Below are 21,710 nucleotides of genomic sequence, written 5' to 3'. Positions count from 1 at the left end.
TTGTCTTTCCCCCCAGGAGGAAGCGCAAGCAAAGAGGATATCACAGGAGGGCGTGCGGAAGGAGTCACCTGGAGAACTGACTTGGGCGCCTTCCAATGACCTCCGCCAATGAAACGGTCCTGCCTTCGGCGGCGCTGAGATACGACGCCTCCACCAAAGCGAAGGTCTCCAGATTATCCAGGCCGGACGTATCCGGCTCGCGCCCGGCACGCAAGGCTTCCACCCAATGCTGCTGGATGCGTGAGACGCTTTCCTGAATGTTGTGCCAAGGAGGCGCCGCCCAGGAAAGAACCGGCGGCTCCACATTCGTGACTTTCGTGCCGTCCTTCGAATGCATGGTGAGGTGATAGCCCTGCGAAAGCCGCAGGGTGCCCTTGCTTCCGTCAACCTCGATCAGGGTTTCCGGAAAGGGCTCGATCGGCAACCTGGTCGCATAGCTGCAGTCCACGATGGAGGTGATCGCCCCTTCATGATCCAGGAGCATCGTCGCGACATCCTCGCCGGCGATCGCCGGATTGACCCGCCGCGTGCGCGCCGTCACCGCTGTCGCATCGCCGAAGATGTAGCGCGCGACATCGAGTGCATGGATCCCAAGGTCCTCGATAATGAAACGCTTGCCCGTTGCTAGATAGGGCTGGCCGGAAAAGACGTCATAGCCCGATCGAAAGCTCACCCGCCCCCAGAACACCTCCCCGACCGTGCCGCTGTCGATCGCCGCCTTAACCGCCCGTATCGGCGACTGCCATCGGAAGTTCTCATGTACCATGAATGGGACCCCTGCCTTCGCGCAGGCTTCGACCATTGCCTCGGCGTCCTCCATGGTTGGCGCGATCGGCTTCTGGCAGATTGTCGCGATCCCGTGTCGTGCGGCCAGTTCCACCAGCGACCGGTGGCTTCCCACGGTCGTGGCAATGTCGACGAAATCGAAGCCGCCATCGGCAAAGAGGTCGTCTACGGATAGATAGCGGCGGGTGATGGCGAACTCGTCACCGACGGCCCTAAGTCTCTCGGGATCGCGATCGCAGATGGCGACGATCCGCGCCCCTTCGGCGTCACGCCAGCCATGCATCTGGTTCACGGCGAAGAAGCCGCAGCCGATCAGCGCGCCTTTAAGATCTGCCATGCCATCACCCTTTTTTCGCAAGCTGCATCAGCGTGACCTGTTGCTGCAGCCGACGCTGCGCCTGATCCACCACGACGGCCACGATGATCACGATCCCCTTTATGACCATCTGCCAGAAGGACGAAATGCCCATCATGACGAGGCCGTCGGAAAGAATGCCTATGACGAAGGCTCCGATGATCGTGCCGCCGATCGTACCGCGGCCGCCGGACATCGAGGTGCCGCCGAGAACCGCTGCGGCGATTGCATTGAGCTCGAAGGAGTTGCCCGTCGCAGGGTGCGAAGCCATAAGCTCCGACGATATGACCAGCCCAACGATCGCGGCACAGAAGCCGGAGAACATGTAGACGAACATCTTCACCCTGTTGACCCGGATGCCGGACATGCGGGCAGCACGCTCGTTTCCTCCGACGGCGAAGATGTGCCGGCCGATCGGCGTGTAGCGGGCGAGGTAGGCGGCGGCGAGCGCCACAACGATAAGGATCCAGATCGAAACCGGCAGGCCGAGCAGCCGGCCGGAGCCGAGGAAGGCAAAGCCCGTCGTCGAGAGCTCAGGCTTGCCGACGAGATTGGGGAAGGTCTGGCCGCCCGACGAGAGCAGCGCAAAGCCGCGCGCCACATAGAGCGTTCCGAGCGTGGCGATGAAGGGTGCGACGTTGAGCTTTGTGATCAGCAACCCGTTGACCGCACCAATGACGATACCGACCGCCAGCGTGATGAGGCAGACCTCGACGACGTTGAAATAGATCGTATAGCCGAACTGCAGATCGATGCCGTTGAGGATGAGCCCGCCCGCGACCATTCCGCAGAGCCCGACGATCGAACCGACGGAAAGATCGATGCCGCCGGTGATGATGACGAAGGTCATGCCCATGGCGAGGAAGGCGTTGAGCGCCACATGCTTCGACATGAGAATGAGATTGGCGGTTGAAAGAAAGTTCGGCGCGAAAATCGAAAAGAAGGCGATCACCGCGAAGAGGGCGATGAACGTCCTGAGCTTCATCAAAGTGAGCAGCACCGAGCCGCTCGCGGCGTCCGTTGCGGTGGTCGTCGTCGTTGCCGTCGTCATCAGGCGTGTTCCCTTGTCGTTTTATGCCCTTCGGCCGAAGCCTTCACGATCATCTCTTCCGTCGCATCGGCCCGGCCGACGACCGTGACCAGCCGTCCGTTGCTCATGACGGCGATGCGGTCGGAGAGCGCCATGACCTCTTCGAGGTCCGAGGTGGAAAAGAGGATTGCGAGCCCTTCGCCGGCAAGCCGCCGCATGGTGCGGAAGACATCCGCTTTGGCGCCGACATCGATGCCACGGCTGGGTTCGTCCATCAGCAGCACCTTCGGCTTCGTCATCAACGCCTTGCCGATAACGACCTTCTGCTGGTTGCCGCCCGACATCGAGGTTACCTCGAAGTCCGGGTTCGGCGCTTTGATGGAAAGATCGCGGATGGCCGCCTCGATCGAGGCCTGCTCCCGTGCGCCGACGATATGGAAGCCGAAGCGGACGAAGCGATCCAGGCTCGCAAGCGTCAGATTGCTGGCGATCGATAGGGCCTGAACCAGGCCCTCGCGCTGGCGATCTTCCGGGATCAGCGCCAAACCCGCGCTTATCCGGCCGGCGGTGTCGGTGGCGTCGACCTCGGTCCCGTCGACAAACACCCGGCCCGAAGAATGCCGGTGCTGGCCCATGACGCATTCGAAGAACTCGCTGCGACCCGCTCCCATCAATCCGTAGATGCCCAGCACCTCGCCGGCGCGAAGCGAGATCGAGACATGATCGACCGCGAGCCCGCCGGTTCGGCGCGGCAGGCAGATATCCTCGGCGCGGAAGGCCTCCTCGCCAAGGCGGTGCGCAATCGATTTGGCGAAATCCTTTGCGTCCGAGCCGATCATCGACCGGACGATCCACTTGGTATCGATGTCCTTGACCATGGCGTGGCCAGTGATCTGCCCGTCCCTCAGAACCGTGATGTAGTCGCCGATCCGCATCAGCTCTTCGAGCCGGTGAGAAATGTACACGATCGCCACCCCTTGAGCCTTCAACTCCCTGATGACCTTGAAAAGAACGTCGACCTCCGCCGCCGAAAGGGCCGATGTCGGCTCGTCCAGAATAAGGATGCGCGTGTCGAGCGAGATCGCCTTGGCGATCTCCACCAGCTGCTGCTGGCCGATCGGCAGGTCTTCGACGAGCGTCTCGGCATCGATCCCGGCATCGAGCCTGTCGAGAAACCCGGTCGCCCTCTCGACCTGCGCGCCGTGATCTATGCCGCGAAAGCCCCTGGTCAGCTCCCGGGTCGCGAAGATGTTCTCGGCAACCGAGAGATTGCCGAAAAGATTGAGCTCCTGGAAGACCATGCCGATACCGTGGCGCTGCGCGTCGGCCGGCGAGTGAAATTCCACCTCCTTGCCGTCGAGCAGGATGCGGCCGAGTGACGGCTTCTCGACGCCCGCGATGATCCGCATCAGCGTGGACTTGCCGGCACCATTTTCGCCGACGAGCACGTTGACGGCGCCGCGCCGGAGAGAAAGATCCGCATGGCGTACAGCAACAATGCCCGAATAGACCTTCGTCACGTCTTCGAGGCGCAGGATGCAATCATCGTCGTCACGGGCTTGCATGATCATCCACCCACCGTCAATCGAGCCGGAACGAACAGCGGCAGCTGGCCCTTGGCCGGCAAGGGATAGGCCCCGACAGCGTCGAGCTTCTTGCCGACAAGTCCGTCGCGGGGAAGCTTTTCCAGCACCAGCCCGTTGACATGCGTGTTGAAGGCCTTGCCGAATTGCGCCCACTCGATCTGGTTCTTGAATTCGTTGAAATTGACGAAGTCGAGGGTGTCGCGGATGGCCGTGCCCCTTATCGCCGGACCTATCTGCACGCGTGCATCCGCCTTGCCGTCGGAATCCGCATCGACCTCGACATAGGCCGAACGCGATTTTGTCTCGGCTTTGACGATCGTGCCGGAAAGACGCGCCGCGAAGGTCCAGGGAGCACTCCCCTGCTTTTCCTTATGGCCGTATTTCGCGCCGGCCGCCTGCGGATCGCTTCCGGCAAGTGCGGCAACCTCGGTGAATGGACCGGCTTTCCGGTCGAGATAGGAAAGCACCTTCGTGTCCCAGATCTCGGCGACCATGCGGTTGGGATTGAAGCCCCCGGAGGCCGCTTCCGCAGCCTCTTCGGCGGTCGGCGTCTTGATGATCTTGCAGCCCGAGAGTGCCATCACGCCCGCAACCGCAAACGCGGCCGCGACTTTGAAGTTCGGCATCGAAATTCACTCCATCACAGGACAGGCACGCAGCTTAGTTCTGCCGCGTGCCTGAGCGGGCGGCGCGGACGGTTCTTCGTCCGCTCCCGCTCCAACTCTTTGAAACCGATCAATCGGTCAGCGCAAAGGTCTCGAGCTGGCCGGCGTTTTCGCTGTTGATCAGCACGCAGTCCATGAGCTGCTTTTCCTCAGCCGGGGTCTTGCCGGTGGTGATGTATTCGTGCGCCTGCTGCACTGCCATCTGCGCCTGGGCGTAAGCGGGCTGTAGCACGGTTGCCTTGATCCCGCCGGACTTGATCGAATCGCGAACATCGTTCGAACCGTCGAAACCGACGACGATGACGTCCTTGCGGCCGGCAGCATGCAATGCGGCGATCGCGCCCATGGCCATGGTGTCGTTCCCGGAGATCACGCCTTTGATGTCGGGGTTGGCCTGAAGGATCGTCTCCATTTTGCTGTAGCCCTCGGTCTGGCTCCAGTTCGCCGATTGCTGCGCAACCATCTTCATTTCCGGATATTCGTCGATAACGTCGTGGTAGCCCTTCGAGCGGATGCCGGCATTGAGATCGGCCTCGCGGCCCAGGAGCTCGACATAATTGCCGGATTCGCCCATCAGCTTCACGAATTCCTCGGCACCAAGCTGCGCGCCCTGATAATTGTTGGACACGATCTGCGAGACGGCAACGCCGGTCGCGTTGATCTCACGGTCGATCAGGAAGGACGGGACGCCGGCGTCTTTCGCCTTCTGGACTGCAGCAATGGATGCCTCCGAACCGGCATTGTCGAGAATGATCGCCTTCGCGCCGCGGCCGATGGCGGTGTCGATCAGCTGCGATTGCTTATTGGCGTCGTCGTCATGCACCAGCACCAGCGTTTCGTAGCCGAGCTCCTTCGCCTTGGCTTCGGCACCCACCGCTTCGGCCTTGAAGAAGGGATTGTCGTGCGACGGCGTGATGATCGTGATGAGATCGGCCGCATAGGCCGGAATGGCGGAGCTCGCCGCCAATACGGCCGCAAAAGCCGCAATGGTCATTCTGCGTGTCAGTTTCATCTGCATTTCCTCCCAGGTTGAAAAATGCCGGAGCCAGCCTCACAGGCTCCGTATTCCGTTCGCAAAATCAGGTGATGCGCCGGATGCTGTCGGCGATCTCCTGCGGCTCGAAGACGCGTTTCCAGTCCTCGCGCATGAGCATCGGCTTGCCGAATTCGATTGCCTTGTTGCAGGCGTCGGAGAAGACGCCGGGCGTCTCTTCGAAGATCACCGCGCCAAGCACGTTCATGTGGCCGAGCAGAAAGTCGCGCGCTGCCTCTTTCGGCACGCCGCGCCTGACGCATTCCTCCATGGCCTCGCGCATGACGACCAGCAGCGAGGCGCAGACCGTTTCGGAAAGCCCGGGTTCGAGCAGCGCGATCTGCTCGACCGTCACCCGGTGCGAACGCATGACCGGCGCCCAGATGATCTTGGCGATCTCCTCGCCGAGCGCATAGGCTTCTTCCGGCCCCTGCATCAGCGCCGAGACGATGTGCTGCTTGGCAGCGACGCCGCCGAAGAAATCGCGCTTGGCCGCAGGATCCGTCTCGTCGTTGAAGATCGGCGGGTGGCAGGGATGGGTGACGAAATAGGTAAGATCGCTACGCTCCGGCAGATGACCGGCATAGGGCGCCGCCGCGTCGAGGACGATGACCATCGTGCCGGGCTTCAGCCGATCTGCAATCGCGGAAGCGACCTTGCCGATCGCCGTATCCGGCACGGCCAGAACGACCACCTCGGCGCCATCCAGAGCCGCATCGGCGTCAACCGTCGAAAGCCCGAGCTCCGCCAGCCGCACCTTGCCCGCTTCGCTCACTTCGACATGGCGCACGTCGAAACGCGAGCCTTTGAGGTTCTTGGCCAGGCGGCAGCCCATCTTCCCGCCGGCGCCGAACAGGGCAATCGATGTCATTTGCATCTCCTCAGCTATCTTGCTCATCCGCATAGCGGAACTGGTATAATGAGTCAATGAGCATATCACCGAGATTGGCATTCACGCTCAAATAGATTGACAACTCACGATTATCGGATTACGACTGACGAAATTCAAAATTCGTCACTCATCATCAGGAGACAGGATGAGCGATCTAACTGACAGCATCGATGCAACCAGACAGGAAAACGTCACGCGGATTCTCGACGCCGCCGAGCGACTGTTCCGCCATTACGGCTATGCCAAAACAAACGTCGCCGACATCGCGCGCGAGCTCGATATGTCGCCGGCGAACATCTACCGCTTCTTCGCGTCGAAAACGGAGATCCATCAGGCGCTCTGCTCGCGCATGCTCGGAGCAAGCTATCAGCAGGCCCATGACATCGCGCACCTGCCTCTCAGCGCTTCAGAGCGGCTGAGGCGTTATGCGCAGGGTCAGCACAAACTCACCGTCGAGACGATGCTCGACGAAAAGAAAGTGCATGAGATGGTCGTCGTCGCGATCGAACACAACTGGCACGTCATCGAAAAGCATATCAGCCGTCTCGACGACCTCCTCGCAGGCATTATTCGCGAAGGGATCGAAGCCGGAGAGTTCGTGGATACGGACCCAGCGGTGGCAGCCAGATGCTTCGGCGCCAGCCTCGTGACCCTCTGTCATCCGCAGATCGTCGCCCAGTGTCTTGCCAAGGAAAACCGCGCCACTCCGGAGGAGCTGATCGAGTTCGCCATCCGGGCGCTGAGGAAATAGCGCAAGTCACCCGGACATGCGGAGCGGTTTTGGCGCGACTTCATGCACAGAAAGAACGTCCAGCCGCCGCAGAGCGGCCAGAGAGAGTAAGAGCGATGTTTTCACGAAGTGCCCTCAACCGACCGTCTGTCTCCAGTCTCCTGAGCCTGATCCTGCTTGGCGCCGTTCTCTCCGGCTGCACGGAAGAAAAGGCCGAGACGAAGGAAGTGATACGGCCGGTCAAGGTCGTGGAGATAGCCGCGGCGGGCAAGCCAAGGGAGCTCCACTATTCCGGCTCGGTAAGAGCGCGCACGGAAATGAATCTGGGCTTCCGTGTGGGCGGCAAGATCACCGAGCGCCTCGTCAATATCGGCGATAGGGTTGAACCAGGTGATGTTCTCGCCCGCGTCGACGCCACCGACTATCAGCTTGCGGTGCGGAGCGCCGAGGCAAGTCTGCTCGCGGCCGAAAAGCAGGTGCAGACGACGGGGCTTGCGAAGCTCAGAGCCGAACAGCTTTTCAACAAATCCTTCTCCTCACAGGCCCAGCTCGATCAGGCAACCCTACTTTACGATCAGGCGGTCTCAACGCGCGACGCCGCGGCATCGTCGCTCAGCCAGGCGAAGAACCAGGTAAACTATACGGACCTCAAGGCCGACCAGAACGGCATCGTCACGGCCGTAAACGCCGATATAGGCCAGGTCGTCGGCACCGGAACGCCCGTCGTGACTGTCGCAGTCGACGGGGAGAAGGAAGTCGAAGTCGCGGTGCCCGAAATCGACATCGCCGAATTCAGGCCGGGCAAACCGGTGCAGGCGCGTTTCTGGTCGGACGACATGCTCGTGCTCGACGGCCATGTGCGCGAAGTTTCCGGCAGCGCCGACCCGCGCTCACGCACCTTTTCGGTGCGCGTCGGCCTGCCGAAAGACGAGCGCGTGCTCCTCGGCATGACGGCGACGGTCGAGGCGACTGCAGGAAGCTCGGCGCCGCTCTTTTCCATCCCGCTGAGTGCGCTGTCGAAGAAGGATGGCCAGAATATCGTCTGGATCGTTGATCGTGACTTCTCGACCGTCCATGCACGCCCGGTCAAGCTTGCCGACTTCGCCGATAACGGCGTGCGCGTCGTCGAGGGCCTCGGCGCCGGCGACCTCGTTGTTGCCGCGGGCACACAATTCATGGCCGAGGATCTGAAAGTGAGGCTGCAGGCGGACGAACAGCAATCGGCCGAGCAACAGTCCGCCCGGGCCGAAACGCCCGAACTCCTCCGCTAACCTCCACCGATAGAACGGGACTACGGCCATGCAAGCCTCCACAGAGGACAGGAAACCGTTCAATCTTTCGCGCTGGGCGATCGGGCATCCGAGCATCGCGCGCTTCCTCCTGGCGCTGATCATCATCACAGGCGCCCTCGGGCTCCTGCGCATGGGACAACGCGAGGATCCGGAATTCACGTTCCGCGTCATGGTGGTGCAAGCCGTATGGCCAGGAGCATCCATCCAGGAAATGGAAGACCAGGTCGTCAACAAGATAGAGCGCAAGCTGCAGGAAACGCCGCACCTCGATTTCGTCCGCTCCTATACGCGCGCCGGCAGCGCCATCATCACCGTCCAGATCGAGGGCGACACCAACGCAGACGAGGTCGCCGACGCGTTCTATCAGGTGCGCAAGAAGGTGGGCGACATAGCCAACGAGCTGCCCGAAGGCGTGCTCGGCCCCTATTTCAACGACGAATTCGGTGACACCTTCATCACCTTGCATTCGATCAGCGGCGACGGCTTCAGCTATCCGGAGCTGAGGCGCTTCGCGATCGAAGGCCGTGACATGCTGCTGACGACGCCAGGTGTCGAGAAGGTGGTGATCCTCGGCGACCAGCCGGAGAAGATTTTCATCGACGTCTCCTCCAAGGCGCTCGCCGAACGCGGCCTGACGCTCAACGACCTGCGCGATGCCATTGCCGGCCAGAACAATGTCGATCACGCGGGTTCCGTCGATACGGGCACGCGCTCGGTTCGCATCTCGGTTGAAGGCGGCGTCACCGAGGCCGAAGACATCCGTGAGCTTCGGCTAAGGGCGGGAGACAGGACCATTCGGCTCGGCGACATCGCGACGGTTACTTCCGGTCTGGAAGACCCCTATTCCCGGAAATTCCGTTTCAACGGCCACGACAGCGTCCAGATCGGCGTCGTTATGGCGAAGGGTTTCAACGTCACGGACGTCGGCAACGCGGTCGAGGCTACCTACGATCGATTCGAGTCCGCCCTTCCTTATGGCGTGTCGGTCGATCAGGTCTCCAATCAGCCGGAGGTCGTCACCGAAGCGATAAGCGAATTCAGCCACGCGCTTGTCGAAGCGCTGATCATCGTCCTCGTAGTCTCCTTCCTGTCGATCGGCTGGCGCTCCGGTCTGGTGATCGCGATCGCCATTCCGCTCGTGCTCGCAGCCACTTTTGCGATCATGTACGAACTCGGCATCGACCTGCAGCGCATCTCGCTCGGAGCTCTGATCATCGCTCTCGGCCTGCTCGTCGACGACGCCATGATCGTGATCGAGATGATGGAGCGAAAACTCGAAGAAGGGCTGGAAAAGATTGATGCGGCGAGCTTCGCCTATTCCTCGACCGCTTTTCCCATGCTGACCGGCACCCTGATCACCACCGCCGGCTTTATCCCTGTCGGCTTCGCGCAATCGACCGCCGGCGAATATGTCCGTTCGCTCTTCTATGTCGTCGGTATTGCCCTTGTGGTCTCCTGGTTTGTGGCCGTCTACTTCACCCCCTGGCTCGGCTACATGATCCTGAAGCAGCGCCACCACGCCGGCACCCATCACGACGTCTTCGATACGCGCTTCTATCGTCGCCTGAGGTCAACCGTCGGCTGGGCAGTGCGCCACCGCATCACTGTTCTCCTGATGACGCTCGCCATTTTCATGACGAGCCTCTGGGGGTTCCAGTTCATTCCGAAGAACTTCTTCCCGCAATCCTCGCGACCCGAAATCCTGGTCGACCTCTGGCTGCCAGAAGGAACGAGCATCAAGGAAGTGGAAAAGCAGGCAAAGGCGCTCGAGCAACGATTGATGGACGATAAGGACAAGCGCTTCATCGCCACCTATATCGGAGAAGGCGCGCCGCGCTTCTTCCTGCCCCTCGACCAGCAGCTTCGCAACCCGAACTTCGCGCAGCTCCTCGTCATGGCGAAGGACGAACCAGCCCGCGAGAGGCTGATCGGCAAGTTGCGAACGGTGCTTGCCGAGGAATTCCCTTCGATCCGTACCAAAGTCGACCGATTGTTCCTGGGACCGCCGACCGGCTGGCCGGTGCAGATGCGGGTGATGGGGCCCGACCGCGAAGAAGTGCGCCGCATCGCCAACGAAGTGAAGGCGAAATTTCGGGAAAATCCATTGCTCGGCGCCATTCATGATGACTGGCTGGAGCCTGTGCCGGCGATGAAGCTTGTGATCGACCAGGACCGCGCCCGTGCCCTCGGCATCACCTCGCAACGTATCCGCCAGATGCTGCAAGCGGCAATGTCCGGCGTTCCGCTGGACAGCTTCCGGGACGGAGAAGAGGCGGTCTCGATCGTGGCGCGAGAGCCCGGCGGCAATCGCCATCTGCTCTCCGCGGTCCAGTCGGTGTATGTGCCCACCGACTTCGGTGGCTTCGTCCCCGTATCGCAGGTCGCCAAGGTCGTGCCCGTGATGGAACAGGGGGTCGAGTGGCGGCGCGACCGGCTCCCCACAATCACCGTGCGCGCAACGCTCCCCGACGGCGTGCAGTCGAACGACGTCGCGATGAAGCTCTTCGACGAACTCAGGGGACTGAGAGACAGTCTCCCGCCGGCCTACAAGGTGGAGATCCAGGGTGGCGCCGAGGACAGTGCCGAAAGCCAGGCCTCGATCGCGGCCAAGGCGCCGATCATGCTGGTGGTCATCGTCATCCTTCTGATGGTGCAGCTCCAGCACTTCGGCAAGGCGATGCTGGTGCTCGCGACCGGTCCGCTCGGGATCATCGGCGCCGCAGCTGCGCTGCTCATCAGCGGAGCGCCCTTCGGCTTCGTCGCCATCCTCGGCGTTATCGCGCTGCTCGGCATCATCATCCGCAACTCGATCATTCTCGTGGACCAGATCGACCAGGATATCGCGGCCGGGATGGAGCGTTACGAGGCGATCATCGGTGCGGCGGTGCGCCGCTTCCGGCCTATCACGCTCACCGCGCTCACCGCGGTGCTGGCATTGATCCCGATCTCTCGCGGCGTGTTCTGGGGACCGCTCGCCTATGCGATGATGGGCGGTATCCTGGTGGCAACCGTTTTGACGATCGTCGTGCTGCCGGCCGCCTATGCGCTCTTCTTCGGAAAGGAACCGAAAGCGCGCAAGACGGCCCCGGGGCCGGCGGCCGCGCAAGGAGATGCCGACGAAGACTCCACGCCCTATCCGGCGCCGCTGGCGGCGGAATGACTTCTGCCGGGGCGTGGCACGCCGAGGTCTTGCCTATTTCTGTCGGAATCAAAAAAATGTGATAATGTAATTTCAGATTCAATCTGCGATCATAGGTGAAGGCCAAAGCAAGGAGCGAGGAGCAGGGAATGAGCACCATCATGTTCCCGCAGCGGAATCTGCGCGAAGAAACGGCGCCGCTCCGCGCGCAGATTCTCGACAGATTGTCGAAGTTGCCCTGGGACGGACTTTCTTTCGAGCACCCCATCCCGGGTCTCTCGCTCTATCGCATCATCCAGCCCGCCGGTCCCTTTTCGAGCGTTTACGAGCCAAGCCTCTCCTTCATCATCAAGGGAAGCAAGAATGTCCGCGTCGGCAACGAGACGATGGTCTACGATGAAGGCTGTTTCTTCCTGACGGCTATCGGCCTGCCCGTGACCGGGCAGATCTGCGCGGCGAGCGAAAGGGAGCCCTATGTCGCAGCGGCGCTACGCCTGGACATGGAGAAAGTCCGGCGCATCATAGCCGATCACGACATACATCCGACCGACCTTCCCGAGCGCGACCTGGGCGTGGCTGTAGGCACTGCGACTTGCGAGCTTTTCGATGCGCTGTTCCGGCTGATCTCGCTTGCCGGCGCGCCCGCAGACATACCTTTCCTGGCTGGCCACATCCAGAACGAGATCATCTACCGGCTCCTCACCGGCGAACAGGGAGCGAGGCTTCGTCGCTTCGCGCTTGCGGGCACGAACAGCAATCGCGTGGCCAAGGCGGTCGCATGGCTGAAGGAAAACTACACCAAACAGCTGCGCGTGGAAGAACTCGCCGAAATCGCCAATATGGGCGTCTCCACGCTGCATCATCACTTCCGCGCAATGACTGCAATGAGCCCGCTGCAGTTTCAAAAGCACCTCAGACTGCATCATGCCCGGGAACTGATGCTTTCCCAGTCGCTCGATGCGGCGACGGCGGCACTGCGCGTCGGCTACGAGAGCCCGACCCAGTTCAACCGCGAGTACCGCCGCGCCTTCGGCCATCCGCCGCTGCGCGACATAAGGGCGATCCTGAATTCTAACGATTCGACCAGGCGGAGCCCTGCAGGTTAGAGCAATTCCACCGCCCACGACGCCGACGTCCTGATCACGATCCCGTTAACCTGGCAGGAATGGGCAATAATTCGGCAGGATCGAATCTATCAGCCTGCGAGATGGTCTTCTAAGCTCCGGATCTCGCTCATGATCTTAGGCCATCATCCTGAATTATGAACGTGATCTATCCCAAAGTTCGAGCGGGGTGCGGGCGAAAACCGCAGTCATCTTCTCATCCCGCTCCAGCGGCAGTCCGGCGAATGTTCGCGGCATTCCGCATTAACGCGCCGCAACGCGAGGAAAAACACCATGGTGAATATCAAGATCAACGGCGTCGAACACGCGATCGAAGCAGAGGCGGACATGCCGCTCCTGTGGGCGATCCGCGACCTCGTCGGTTTAACGGGCACGAAGTTCGGCTGCGGCATGGCGCAATGCGGCGCCTGCACTGTCTATGTCGACGGCTCGCCGACGCGGTCCTGTCAAACCTTCATCGGCGACATCGACGGAGCTGAAGTGACGACGATCGAGGGCCTGAAGGGGAAGGTCGCCGAAACGGTGCAATCCGTTTGGGCCGAACTGGACGTGCCCCAATGTGGCTACTGTCAGTCCGGCCAGATCATGTCCGCAACGGACCTTTTGGCCAGCAATCCGAAGCCGACCGACACGGACATCGATGCCGCTATGTCCGGCAATCTCTGTCGGTGCGCCACCTATCACCGTATCCGCGCGGGTATTCACGAAGCCGCGAAGCGTCTGGAGGCCTGATATGATACCGAAACTAATGCAATCGATGGCCCTTCCCGCTCGCGTCGAAGCCTCGCGCCGCCAATTCCTGCTCGGTGCGCTTGCCGCCGGCACCGGCATCGCCGTTGGGTACCGGCTCCTATCCGCTTCGCCGGCCCTTGCGGGCGAAGCGCAAGCGGGGAATGATTCACATGCGTTTTCCCCATATCTGACGATCGGCGGGGATGGGAAGGTCACCATTCTCTCGTCGCAGTTCGAGATGGGCCAGGGCTCATATAACGGCATTGCCACGCTGGTGGCGGAGGAGTTGGACGCCGACTGGTCCACGATCGACGTCAAGGGAGCCGCCGGCAACATCCCGGCCTACGGCAATATCGCCTTTGGAGGTACCATGCAGGGTACCGGGGGCTCGACATCCATGTCGACCTCATGGGAGCGCTACCGCAAGGCTGGTGCCGCCGCCCGAGCCATGCTCATTGCCGCTGCTGCAGCGGAATGGAAGGTGGACGCCGCGGAGATCACCGTCGAGAACGGCGTTCTTTCCCATCCGTCGGGCAAGAGCGGTGGTTTCGGCGCGTACGCCGCCAAGGCGACGACGATGCCGGTGCCGGCCGACGTGAAGCTCAAGGAACCGAGCGCCTGGAAATTTATCGGCAATGCCGAACTGAAGCGCTTCGACAGTGCCCGCAAGGCAAACGGGACCGAGCAATACACCATCGATGTCAAGCTGCCGGGAATGCTGACGGCAGTGATGATTCACCCGCCCCTCTTCGGCGCCAAAGCCAAGTCCTTCGATGCTTCGGCCGCCCGCGCCATCAAGGGCGTGGTGGACGTGGTGGAAACGCCACGCGGCATTGCGGTGGTCGGCGAGCATATGTGGGCGGCAATCAAGGGCCGTGAAGCGGTAACCGTCGAATGGGACGAGTCCGGCGCCGAAAAGCGGGGGACGGCGGAGCTGATGTCCACCTACCGCGACCTCGCGGGCAAGACGCCGGCGGCCTTCGCGCGCAAGGACGGCGACGCCGAGGCTGCCTTCGCAGCAGCCGCCAAGGTCATCGAGGCGACCTTCGAGTTCCCCTATCTGGCCCATGCCGCTCTTGAGCCCCTGAATGCGGTTGCACGCAGGAACGAGGACGGCACGATCGAGATCTGGGGCGGACACCAGCTCCCCGACGTGTACCAGAAGCTCGCCAGCGAGATTGCCGGAGTGCCGGTCGAAAATGTCCGACTGAACGTCATGAAGACCGGCGGCAGCTTCGGGCGGCGTGCCGTGTTCGACGGCGACGTCGTGGTGGAAGCCGTACATGTGGCCAAGGCCCTCGGCTTCCGTGCACCGGTCAAGGTGCAATGGACGCGGGAGGAAGACACGCGCGCCGGCCGCTATCGGCCCGCCTATGTACATCGCCTGAAAGCCGGGATCGATGCAGACGGCAAACTCGTCGCCTGGAGCGATCACATCGTCGGCCAGTCAATCGTGGCGAAAACGGCTTGGGATGGCATGGTTCAGAACGGCGTCGACCCGACGTCTGTGGAGGGGGCGAACAATCTGCCATATGCCATTCAGAACCAGACGGTCGGGCTCACGACCACCGATGTTCGCGTTCCGGTTCTCTGGTGGCGCTCCGTCGGCTCGACACACACCGCCTTCGCGGCCGAAGCCTTTCTGGACGAAGTTGCCCAGGCTGCGGGACGTGACCCACTGGAGTTTCGCCTTTCGATGCTGGAGCCGCAGTCGCGCCACGCAACCGTTCTCAAGCTGGCGGCGGAAAAGGCGGAATGGCAGAAACCGCTGCCTGAAGGGCGCTTCCGCGGCGTTGCGGTCGCCGAGAGCTTCGGTTCGGTCGTGGCACAGATCGCCGAGGTTTCCACAGATGGGAACGGCATTAAGGTCGAGCGCGTTGTCGCTGCGGTCGATTGCGGTCTCGCGATCAATCCGGATCAGGTGCGCGCTCAGGTCGAAGGCGGAATAGGCTTTGGCCTCAGCGCCATCCTGGGCGAGGAGATCACGCTGACGGATGGCAAGGTCGACCAGGGCAATTTCGACATGTACACGCCGCTCAGGATCGATGCGATGCCGAAGGTCGAGGTTCATATCGTCGCCTCGTCCAATCCTCCTTCGGGGATCGGCGAGCCCGGCGTTCCGCCGATCGGCCCCGCAGTTGCCAATGCCGCCTTCAAAGCTCTCGGCAAACGGATACGTGTCATGCCGTTCGCGAAGTCGCTTAACGCCTGAGCGCCCATCCTCCCCATCGCATACGCCCGGAACTCGACCTCGAGTTCCGGGTGGTTCCTTGGGGATGCGACAAGGAGAGGCTTCTTTATGTACGTCCACTTGGACGCACAGATGCGGTGCTGCGTTCCGAATCAGCGTATTCAAAGCTCCCGCTTGAGAATTTATCGAAATCGTCCGTTTTCTCGGAACCTTCCGAGGGGCTGAGTGTTAGGCGCCGTCGCTTTGACCAAGGCGACGTGCACACAAGAACGGGTCGGCTCTTGTCCCTCCGCTAAGCCGGGGTCGACCCGGGCGGCGTCCTCCCGCCTCCCCCCTCCCGGGGCGCCGTCGGTCGCTGCGGAACGTGCCTCCTCCGCAGCACGCCGGCGTGAGAACGATCATTCGAGCGGCGAGATTGAGCGCTTCCGGATGTGAACCCGCCACGCAGGTTTTCCTGAAGCGCGGGAGAGCGGGTTGAGGAAAACTGTGTGCGGTTTCCCGCCCGCTCCCGCTCCATCTCTGGAAGCGATGACGTCCATGTTTCCAGGCCGACCCGACCTGAAAACATCGTGATCTAGCCGAAGAACAGTGAAGCGATCATGATCGCCGAAACCAGTCCGACGGCAGCGATGAACACGATCAGGTCGACCGTGGGGTGATGGTGCAAACCGCGTCGCATGGCGAACTCCTCCACCCGTTGCGGGTCAAGCAGAACGCCCATGCGCCGGATTTGTTCATCCGTGATCATTCATGCAGTGGCAGCCGAGCCGATTCGCCCAATCAGTGCCCGCCTTTGCGCCTCGCATCGTGACTGTGGTGGCGATCAGGCTCGCCTCCGCCGCCGGAAACCTTGCTGCGCGTGCGCCGCTCGGAATCGGCCGGCGGCTTTGGTATCTCCAGCGGAGCCTTCGCGTTTTCGTGCGAGGCTCCGGGACCGCCCTGACGGATGCTTGCCGGTGTCTTCTTGGAAGTGGACATGCGCTCTGCCTCATCTGTCCTGTTGATAACCCTGATGGGTCGTATTGACCTTGGTGTTGCCTTGCTGGCCTTTCTTCTCGGGGTTCTCTGCCGTATCCGGCTTCTTCGCGTCGGTGGATACGGTTCCGGGTTCTCCCGTTCCCTTGTCGCTGCGATTTTCCGCAGGAATCGGCGGCGGACGGCTACTCATTGAAACCTCCTCACTCACATATCGTTTTAGAGCCGATGTCTTGTTTGACCTAACCGATCAGGCCGCGCGATGTTCCTGGCCGCGTGGCGATCGCCGCCGAGTGCAAGGTGGCGCCAAACGCCAATCCTAAGCCCATGGCGATATAGGTCATCGCCAGGTCGGATTTCGGCAGAGCGAGTTCCCAGCCAGGCGTGAGGCGTTTCGGCACCAGACCGTAATCGACGACGGCTGCCAGCACGGTGGTGCCTGCCGCAGCGGCAATCGCCCGAGGTGGCGAGGGTCTGGCATTTCGTCCCAGCATGGCCGCGAAGGGGAGAGCCCACCAGAACGAGGCAAGCATATGGGTCGCAAAGCCGGTGCCGGTGTGGGCAAGGTCGAGCCGCGATACCGAGCCGGCACGACGGCCGTATATCCAATGGCTCGTCGCGTTGATCGGCCGCCAGGGACTTCTGTTCCGGCGCTCGGCCGAGACCGTCAGCACCGCTACCGCGGCAAGGCCAGCGCATATCCCGCTTATAGCTATGAGTGACCCGCGTGGCATTGATCTCTCCCTTGGCGGCGACCGGCCGACGGATGAACCGGCGGCCAGCCTGTTTGTTCCGACTTCCTGAAGATCGTCGCTGGCGCGACTACTCGGCGGGAAGCGGAACCGCTGCCGGCATCGCTTTGCTGCCGGCAAGGCTGCGCTGACCCGCCGCCACCGTGACGACGGTCGCCGCCCCGGCCGCCACGGATACCCAGAAACCCTTCTGCGCGCCGTAATTGTCGACAACCCAGCCTGACACGAATGCGCCGAGCGCCATGCCTATACCAATTCCCGTCATGACCCAGGTGACGCCTTCCGTCAGCATCGATTCCGGTACACGGCGCTCAATCAAACCGAAAGCTGTGATGAAGGTCGGTGAGATGGCTATGCCGCTGACAAAGACAGCAAATGCAAGGAACGGAACCGTATCGGCCACGAGGAGAGGGAGGGACGTGATGGCGATTACACTGACGGCGATCAGAAGCTGCCTCTGCAGCGGCATGGTCGGGTTCAGCGCGCCAAGTGCCAGCCCCACCAGGAACGAGCCGACGGCGTAGACGCCGATGACCAGGCTGGCTGCCTGCGGCTGCCCGAGCTCTTTCGTGATCGCCACGACACTGACCTCCGCTGTCGCGAAGATCGAGCCGACGAAGATAAGCGCAAGGGTGATGATCTGTACCGGTCTTTGACGGATCGCCGACGCTTGCGAGGCGCTGGCCTCGATGGGATGCACCTTCGGCTCGGTCGAACGCTGCAGAATGAATGCGGCCGTCCCAAGGGCGAGAAAGATAGTGCTTGTCAGCATGCCGGCTTCGGGGAACAGCGCAACCGCCAGGCCAACCGACAGCGAAGCCCCGGAAATGTAGACAAGCTCGTCTGCCGAAGACTCGAATGCGAAGGCGGTGTTCAGCTCGGGCCGATTGCGGAATATTTCCGTCCAGCGGGCGCGAACGAGCGCGGGCATGCTCGGCATCGCGGCGGCGAGGAAAGCCAAAACGAACAGCGTCCACGCCGCCCAGTCGCGGTTGGCCGCAATGATCAGCGCCAGGAAGGCTGCGACCGAGACGATCGTCGTCGGAACGACAACGGCCGTCTGGCCGACGCGGTCGACCAGACGCGATATCTGCGGGGCGACGAGCGCGTTGGTGAGGGCGAAGGTCGCGGAGACCGCGCCCGCCAGCCAGTATTCGCCGTGGGTCTGAGACACCATTGCGACGATGCCGATCGGGGCCATCGCTATCGGAAGTCGCGCGAAGAAGCCGGCTGCCGAGAAGCCCTTGGCCCCCGGCGCCCTAAATATTTCTCCGTAAGGATTGGACATAAGACGCTCCTTAAAAAGGGATGCTGATGACATACGCGGCGTATGTCATCTAGTTAGTTGCATACGTCGCGTATGTCAAATAAAATACGGAGCGTATGTGAATAGGAGACGTGATGAACAAGCAGCGCAAGGAGATGATCGCAGAGACCCGCGCGAAACTGATCGCAGCCGCCCGGCATGCCTTCGGCACTGTCGGCTATGCGGACTCGTCTATGGACGATTTCACCGGTGAAGCCGGGTTGACCCGCGGGGCCCTGTACCATCACTTCGGTGACAAAAAGGGTCTGCTGCAGGCCGTCATAAGGGAGATCGACGCCGAGATGACGGCGCGCCTGAACAAGGTCTCATCAGAGGCGCCGACGCGCTGGCAAGGCTTCGTCGACGAGTGCGTTGCCTACATCCGCATGGCTCTCGAGCCGGAGATCCAGCGCATCATGTTCCGTGACGGCCCCGCCGTGCTCGGGGACATATCCCAATGGCCCATGACCCAGGGCTGCATCACCGCGCTGGCCGGGAGCCTCGATCGGCTCAAGGCCGAAGGCGTGGTCATCGACATCGACACCGAAGCCGCAGCCCGCCTGATCAATGGCGCAAGCAGCCAAGCAGCCCTGTGGATCGCCAATTCCGACGACCCGCAGGAGACATCCCAAAAAGCCGTGGATGGGTTTCAGGCCCTGCTGGAGGGCCTGAGGGTGAAAAGGGACTGACGCGGCTACGCCCGATACAGCGGAATCGGGCGGACCGGCTTCCTGTGACACGCACAGGAAAGTCAGCCTGAACGGTTTCGTATAATCTAGAACCGCACGACCAGACCGAGGATCGGCCCCTGCTCGACGACGTCGAAGACGAATCCGTCATTGCTGTAGTCGACACCGAGCGCACGATAACCGGCAAGCGCCGAAATCGTATCGCTGAAGCGGTAGCCGATCGCTGCGGCGACATCCCAGTCGAGATCGGCTCCGCCGGCACCGACCAGCCCCCAACCCGTCAGATAGACTTCGGGCGTAAACGAATATGTCCCGCGAAAGCCTGCAATGCCATCCACCCAGGTCGCATCATCGGATCTCGAAACACCGCCGGGGGGGAGAATGCCGCCGCTGAAGGACAATTCGCTTTCGACGGACCAGACACGCAGGCCTCCCACGATATCGAGCCGCGCGGCACTGTCCTCATAAATTGCATAACCGGCGCCGAGCGTGCCGGTGAATGTCTCCGTGGAGAGCTTGACATCGTCTGCGATAATTCCCCTGGGCGTACCGCCTTCGCCGGAAAGCTTGATATAGATCGCGTCGCCGAAAATGCTGTATGGCCCGTTGCGTGCCTCTGCGGTGGCCATCAAGGCAAAATCCAGATGATCGAAGACATCGCTGAAACTCGCATCAACATCGACAGCGGGCAGACCGAACTGCTCGATATCCCCTGACAGCCCTGCCGCCCAGAAGTACGGAGAGAAGGAAAACGTCCAGCCGCTCTCCGTCGTGACCTGCTGGGTTTCCGGAGCCACCGGAGAATAGATGTCTGCCGCCGTGGCACCGCCGGCAAGCAGGCAGGTTCCGGCCAAAGCCAAGGTTCGTATGAAACCAGACGTCATCACATATCTCCCAGAAAATGCCCGCCGTCGCGATCGGCCGGGGCACGACAAAATCAATACTGCGTATTCCCGGATGACAGTCCGCGGGGCTTCTCCGGAACGGTTCGAACTCAACGGGCCGTGTTTCCCGCATTCTCGCTGCTCGTCAGCGTCTCCTCCAGATTGACCTTCTTGCGCGGCGTTCCACGCTGCTCGATGATGGTGACCGGCGCGGTGATCGTGGCCGCCGCAACGGTACCGACATTCTTGGCCGTGCCTGCGACGACGGCAGTGATGCCTTCGCCGAGCGAGATGTCGGAATCGGTCAGCGTCTGCCCTTTGATGATCCGCTGCCCGATCAGTTGCACGATCTCCGGGCTTTCGGCGAATTTTCCATGATGCAGGCCGTCATCCGTCTGGACCTTGGTGAGATCGATCGCCGTGATGCCGGCAGTCTCCAACTGTGTACGGTAGGGCTCGGCGGTCGGATCGATCGCGCCGAGTCGAGACACGTCGCCGGAGATCAGCCGCGATACCGCGAGCGCCCGGTCGTCCTGTGAGACGAAGATCGTAAACTTCGGGCGTGCCTTGCCCATATCGACCCATTGCTTGGCGAAGACGTCGAGATCGATGTCGGGCGAAGCGAGAATCACGTTCTCGATCTTTGGCGCGATGCCGCCGTCGCGGATCCCCATCTGGCGCAGCGACTCCATCGTCAGCCAGGTTCCCATAGAATGGGCAAGGATGGTGATGTCCTTGACGCGCGGCGCGGACGCCAGCGTGCGCAGCGTATCCTCGAGTGCAGTGCGCGAGTAATTGGTGCTCTCCTTGTCGTAATTATAGTCGAACAGCCGTGCCCGCGATGGCCAGGTGAACAGGATCGGGGTCGCCTGGGCGCCCGAATCGTGAACAATCTGCGCCAGCCGGAAAACAGCATCCTCATAGCGGTTGTTGAAACCATGCACGAAGAGCAACACGTGGCCGCCCTCATTGTGAACCTGGAACCAGTCGCGCGCTTCGTCATTCGATGCCAGCTTGCGCACCCGCGTGACAGCGAAGTCGGTTTCCGGATTCGGAGGAAGCTTCCGCGGCCACTGCACCGTACCGGGCTTGCGGCGCGAGTCCGGCGGAATCGAAACCGCAACATCGGTCATAGACAGTGTCGGGCTGCGCTCTCCCGAGAACAATGTCGCCGCGTCTCCCGAGGGTTCACGGGTCGTCGCAACCAGCATGTCGACCTGCGAGGTGGCCGACGGCTGCGCCAGAGCCACAGGAGCCATCACGCCTTTCGCGTGGCCTCCGCAGCCCGCCAGAAGAACGAGGGCGACAAGCGCCGACACGGTCGTGCTTCCGGTTTTCGCGACACGGAGCCTGCCTCCGCACGAGTTTACATTACCCACCAACGCCACGCCTCACAAACTCGGGGACGCTGCCGCGCCACCTCTCATATCGACCGATCGCCCGCCGGCCTTGGCTAATTCCCGTACCGAACGCACGCACACAAATCCCCGATTCGCATAAGGGCTGCAAACCTGAACCATCACACGGTTTCATTGAGGCCATGCGATCG

At 61.8% G+C, this 21,710-nt stretch carries 19 protein-coding genes; 7 read left to right on the top strand and 12 right to left on the bottom strand.

Features of this window, described 5'->3' with window-relative positions:
- Positions 1–64: 64 nt before the first annotated feature.
- From FB009_RS18565 to FB009_RS18540, 6 genes are all read right to left on the bottom strand, one after another.
- A complete protein-coding gene (locus FB009_RS18565) occupies positions 65–1,123 on the bottom strand; it encodes a Gfo/Idh/MocA family protein (protein WP_018209534.1) in 1,059 nt (352 codons plus the stop codon).
- A 4-nt stretch (positions 1,124–1,127) separates the two neighbouring features.
- The gene (locus FB009_RS18560; protein WP_011969403.1) at positions 1,128–2,192 is read right to left on the bottom strand and encodes an ABC transporter permease; all 1,065 of its coding nucleotides are present in this window, start codon (positions 2,190–2,192) and stop codon (positions 1,128–1,130) included.
- Positions 2,192–3,742, bottom strand: a complete 1,551-nt coding sequence (locus tag FB009_RS18555) for a sugar ABC transporter ATP-binding protein (protein WP_018209533.1) — start codon at positions 3,740–3,742, stop codon at positions 2,192–2,194. Before FB009_RS18555 ends, FB009_RS18560 begins: the two co-directional genes overlap by 1 nt.
- Positions 3,739–4,383: a DUF2291 family protein gene (locus tag FB009_RS18550; RefSeq protein ID WP_018209532.1), complete on the bottom strand. Its 645-nt coding sequence runs from the start codon at positions 4,381–4,383 to the stop codon at positions 3,739–3,741. Before FB009_RS18550 ends, FB009_RS18555 begins: the two co-directional genes overlap by 4 nt.
- Before the next feature lie 109 nt (positions 4,384–4,492).
- Complete coding sequence (locus FB009_RS18545; RefSeq protein WP_018209531.1) at positions 4,493–5,434, bottom strand: D-ribose ABC transporter substrate-binding protein; 942 nt, start codon at positions 5,432–5,434, stop codon at positions 4,493–4,495.
- 67 nt (positions 5,435–5,501) lie between these two features.
- Positions 5,502–6,326, bottom strand: coding sequence for a phosphogluconate dehydrogenase C-terminal domain-containing protein (locus FB009_RS18540; RefSeq protein ID WP_018012007.1), 825 nt, complete (start codon positions 6,324–6,326; stop codon positions 5,502–5,504).
- 166 nt (positions 6,327–6,492) lie between these two features.
- Between FB009_RS18540 and FB009_RS18535 the strand changes: the two genes are divergently transcribed.
- The 6 genes from FB009_RS18535 to FB009_RS18510 all read left to right on the top strand — a co-directional run bounded on the left by FB009_RS18535 (position 6,493) and on the right by FB009_RS18510 (position 15,576).
- Complete coding sequence (locus tag FB009_RS18535; protein ID WP_018209530.1) at positions 6,493–7,098, top strand: TetR family transcriptional regulator; 606 nt, start codon at positions 6,493–6,495, stop codon at positions 7,096–7,098.
- 95 nt (positions 7,099–7,193) lie between these two features.
- Complete coding sequence (locus tag FB009_RS18530; RefSeq protein ID WP_018209529.1) at positions 7,194–8,348, top strand: efflux RND transporter periplasmic adaptor subunit; 1,155 nt, start codon at positions 7,194–7,196, stop codon at positions 8,346–8,348.
- A 28-nt stretch (positions 8,349–8,376) separates the two neighbouring features.
- Positions 8,377–11,529, top strand: a complete 3,153-nt coding sequence (locus FB009_RS18525) for an efflux RND transporter permease subunit (protein WP_145161875.1) — start codon at positions 8,377–8,379, stop codon at positions 11,527–11,529.
- 128 nt (positions 11,530–11,657) lie between these two features.
- Complete coding sequence (locus tag FB009_RS18520) at positions 11,658–12,614, top strand: AraC family transcriptional regulator (protein WP_011969411.1); 957 nt, start codon at positions 11,658–11,660, stop codon at positions 12,612–12,614.
- Between the two features lie 291 nt (positions 12,615–12,905).
- Positions 12,906–13,364 carry a (2Fe-2S)-binding protein gene (locus tag FB009_RS18515; protein ID WP_011969412.1) on the top strand — a complete coding sequence of 153 codons (459 nt, stop codon included), beginning with the start codon at positions 12,906–12,908 and terminating at the stop codon, positions 13,362–13,364.
- Position 13,365: 1 nt separating this feature from the next.
- Positions 13,366–15,576, top strand: coding sequence for a xanthine dehydrogenase family protein molybdopterin-binding subunit (locus tag FB009_RS18510; RefSeq protein WP_011969413.1), 2,211 nt, complete (start codon positions 13,366–13,368; stop codon positions 15,574–15,576).
- Between the two features lie 759 nt (positions 15,577–16,335).
- Here FB009_RS18510 and FB009_RS18500 read toward each other — a convergent pair.
- From FB009_RS18500 to FB009_RS18485, 4 genes are all read right to left on the bottom strand, one after another.
- Positions 16,336–16,533, bottom strand: a complete 198-nt coding sequence (locus FB009_RS18500) for a hypothetical protein (RefSeq protein WP_011969415.1) — start codon at positions 16,531–16,533, stop codon at positions 16,336–16,338.
- Positions 16,534–16,543: 10 nt separating this feature from the next.
- Positions 16,544–16,723 carry a hypothetical protein gene (locus FB009_RS18495; protein WP_011969416.1) on the bottom strand — a complete coding sequence of 60 codons (180 nt, stop codon included), beginning with the start codon at positions 16,721–16,723 and terminating at the stop codon, positions 16,544–16,546.
- A gap of 49 nt (positions 16,724–16,772) precedes the next feature.
- Positions 16,773–17,264, bottom strand: a complete 492-nt coding sequence (locus FB009_RS18490; RefSeq protein WP_011969417.1) for a hypothetical protein — start codon at positions 17,262–17,264, stop codon at positions 16,773–16,775.
- An 88-nt stretch (positions 17,265–17,352) separates the two neighbouring features.
- Positions 17,353–18,570, bottom strand: a complete 1,218-nt coding sequence (locus FB009_RS18485) for an MFS transporter (RefSeq protein WP_011969418.1) — start codon at positions 18,568–18,570, stop codon at positions 17,353–17,355.
- Between the two features lie 113 nt (positions 18,571–18,683).
- On the opposite strand from FB009_RS18485, the gene FB009_RS18480 reads away from it, so the two are divergent.
- A complete protein-coding gene (locus FB009_RS18480; protein ID WP_018209527.1) occupies positions 18,684–19,277 on the top strand; it encodes a TetR/AcrR family transcriptional regulator in 594 nt (197 codons plus the stop codon).
- Between the two features lie 86 nt (positions 19,278–19,363).
- Here the strand turns inward: FB009_RS18480 and FB009_RS18475 are convergent, their stop codons facing one another.
- Together FB009_RS18475 and FB009_RS18470 are read right to left on the bottom strand one after the other, a co-directional pair.
- Complete coding sequence (locus FB009_RS18475; protein WP_011969420.1) at positions 19,364–20,161, bottom strand: hypothetical protein; 798 nt, start codon at positions 20,159–20,161, stop codon at positions 19,364–19,366.
- A 110-nt stretch (positions 20,162–20,271) separates the two neighbouring features.
- Positions 20,272–21,540, bottom strand: coding sequence for an alpha/beta hydrolase (locus tag FB009_RS18470; protein ID WP_011969421.1), 1,269 nt, complete (start codon positions 21,538–21,540; stop codon positions 20,272–20,274).
- Positions 21,541–21,710: the final 170 nt, after the last annotated feature.

The organism is Sinorhizobium medicae (genome assembly GCF_007827695.1).
In the GTDB taxonomy this organism is placed as follows: domain Bacteria; phylum Pseudomonadota; class Alphaproteobacteria; order Rhizobiales; family Rhizobiaceae; genus Sinorhizobium; species Sinorhizobium medicae.
The sequence above is the reverse complement of the archived record's forward strand: the minus strand, read 5'-3'. Positions and strand labels throughout refer to the sequence as shown.

Bases quoted from the DNA above. Each gene is read 5' to 3' on its own strand.
- FB009_RS18555 (WP_018209533.1), bottom strand. From the start codon at position 3,742: ATGATCATGCAAGCCCGTGACGACGATGATTGCATCCTGCGCCTCGAA.
- FB009_RS18560 (WP_011969403.1), bottom strand. From the start codon at position 2,192: ATGACGACGGCAACGACGACGACCACCGCAACGGACGCCGCGAGCGGC.
- FB009_RS18550 (WP_018209532.1), bottom strand. From the start codon at position 4,383: ATGCCGAACTTCAAAGTCGCGGCCGCGTTTGCGGTTGCGGGCGTGATG.
- FB009_RS18485 (WP_011969418.1), bottom strand. From the start codon at position 18,570: ATGTCCAATCCTTACGGAGAAATATTTAGGGCGCCGGGGGCCAAGGGC.
- FB009_RS18530 (WP_018209529.1), top strand. From the start codon at position 7,194: ATGTTTTCACGAAGTGCCCTCAACCGACCGTCTGTCTCCAGTCTCCTG.
- FB009_RS18540 (WP_018012007.1), bottom strand. From the start codon at position 6,326: ATGACATCGATTGCCCTGTTCGGCGCCGGCGGGAAGATGGGCTGCCGC.
- FB009_RS18510 (WP_011969413.1), top strand. From the start codon at position 13,366: ATGATACCGAAACTAATGCAATCGATGGCCCTTCCCGCTCGCGTCGAA.
- FB009_RS18525 (WP_145161875.1), top strand. From the start codon at position 8,377: ATGCAAGCCTCCACAGAGGACAGGAAACCGTTCAATCTTTCGCGCTGG.
- FB009_RS18480 (WP_018209527.1), top strand. From the start codon at position 18,684: ATGAACAAGCAGCGCAAGGAGATGATCGCAGAGACCCGCGCGAAACTG.
- FB009_RS18565 (WP_018209534.1), bottom strand. From the start codon at position 1,123: ATGGCAGATCTTAAAGGCGCGCTGATCGGCTGCGGCTTCTTCGCCGTG.
- FB009_RS18535 (WP_018209530.1), top strand. From the start codon at position 6,493: ATGAGCGATCTAACTGACAGCATCGATGCAACCAGACAGGAAAACGTC.
- FB009_RS18490 (WP_011969417.1), bottom strand. From the start codon at position 17,264: ATGCCACGCGGGTCACTCATAGCTATAAGCGGGATATGCGCTGGCCTT.
- FB009_RS18520 (WP_011969411.1), top strand. From the start codon at position 11,658: ATGAGCACCATCATGTTCCCGCAGCGGAATCTGCGCGAAGAAACGGCG.
- FB009_RS18500 (WP_011969415.1), bottom strand. From the start codon at position 16,533: ATGTCCACTTCCAAGAAGACACCGGCAAGCATCCGTCAGGGCGGTCCC.
- FB009_RS18475 (WP_011969420.1), bottom strand. From the start codon at position 20,161: ATGACGTCTGGTTTCATACGAACCTTGGCTTTGGCCGGAACCTGCCTG.
- FB009_RS18545 (WP_018209531.1), bottom strand. From the start codon at position 5,434: ATGAAACTGACACGCAGAATGACCATTGCGGCTTTTGCGGCCGTATTG.
- FB009_RS18515 (WP_011969412.1), top strand. From the start codon at position 12,906: ATGGTGAATATCAAGATCAACGGCGTCGAACACGCGATCGAAGCAGAG.
- FB009_RS18495 (WP_011969416.1), bottom strand. From the start codon at position 16,723: ATGAGTAGCCGTCCGCCGCCGATTCCTGCGGAAAATCGCAGCGACAAG.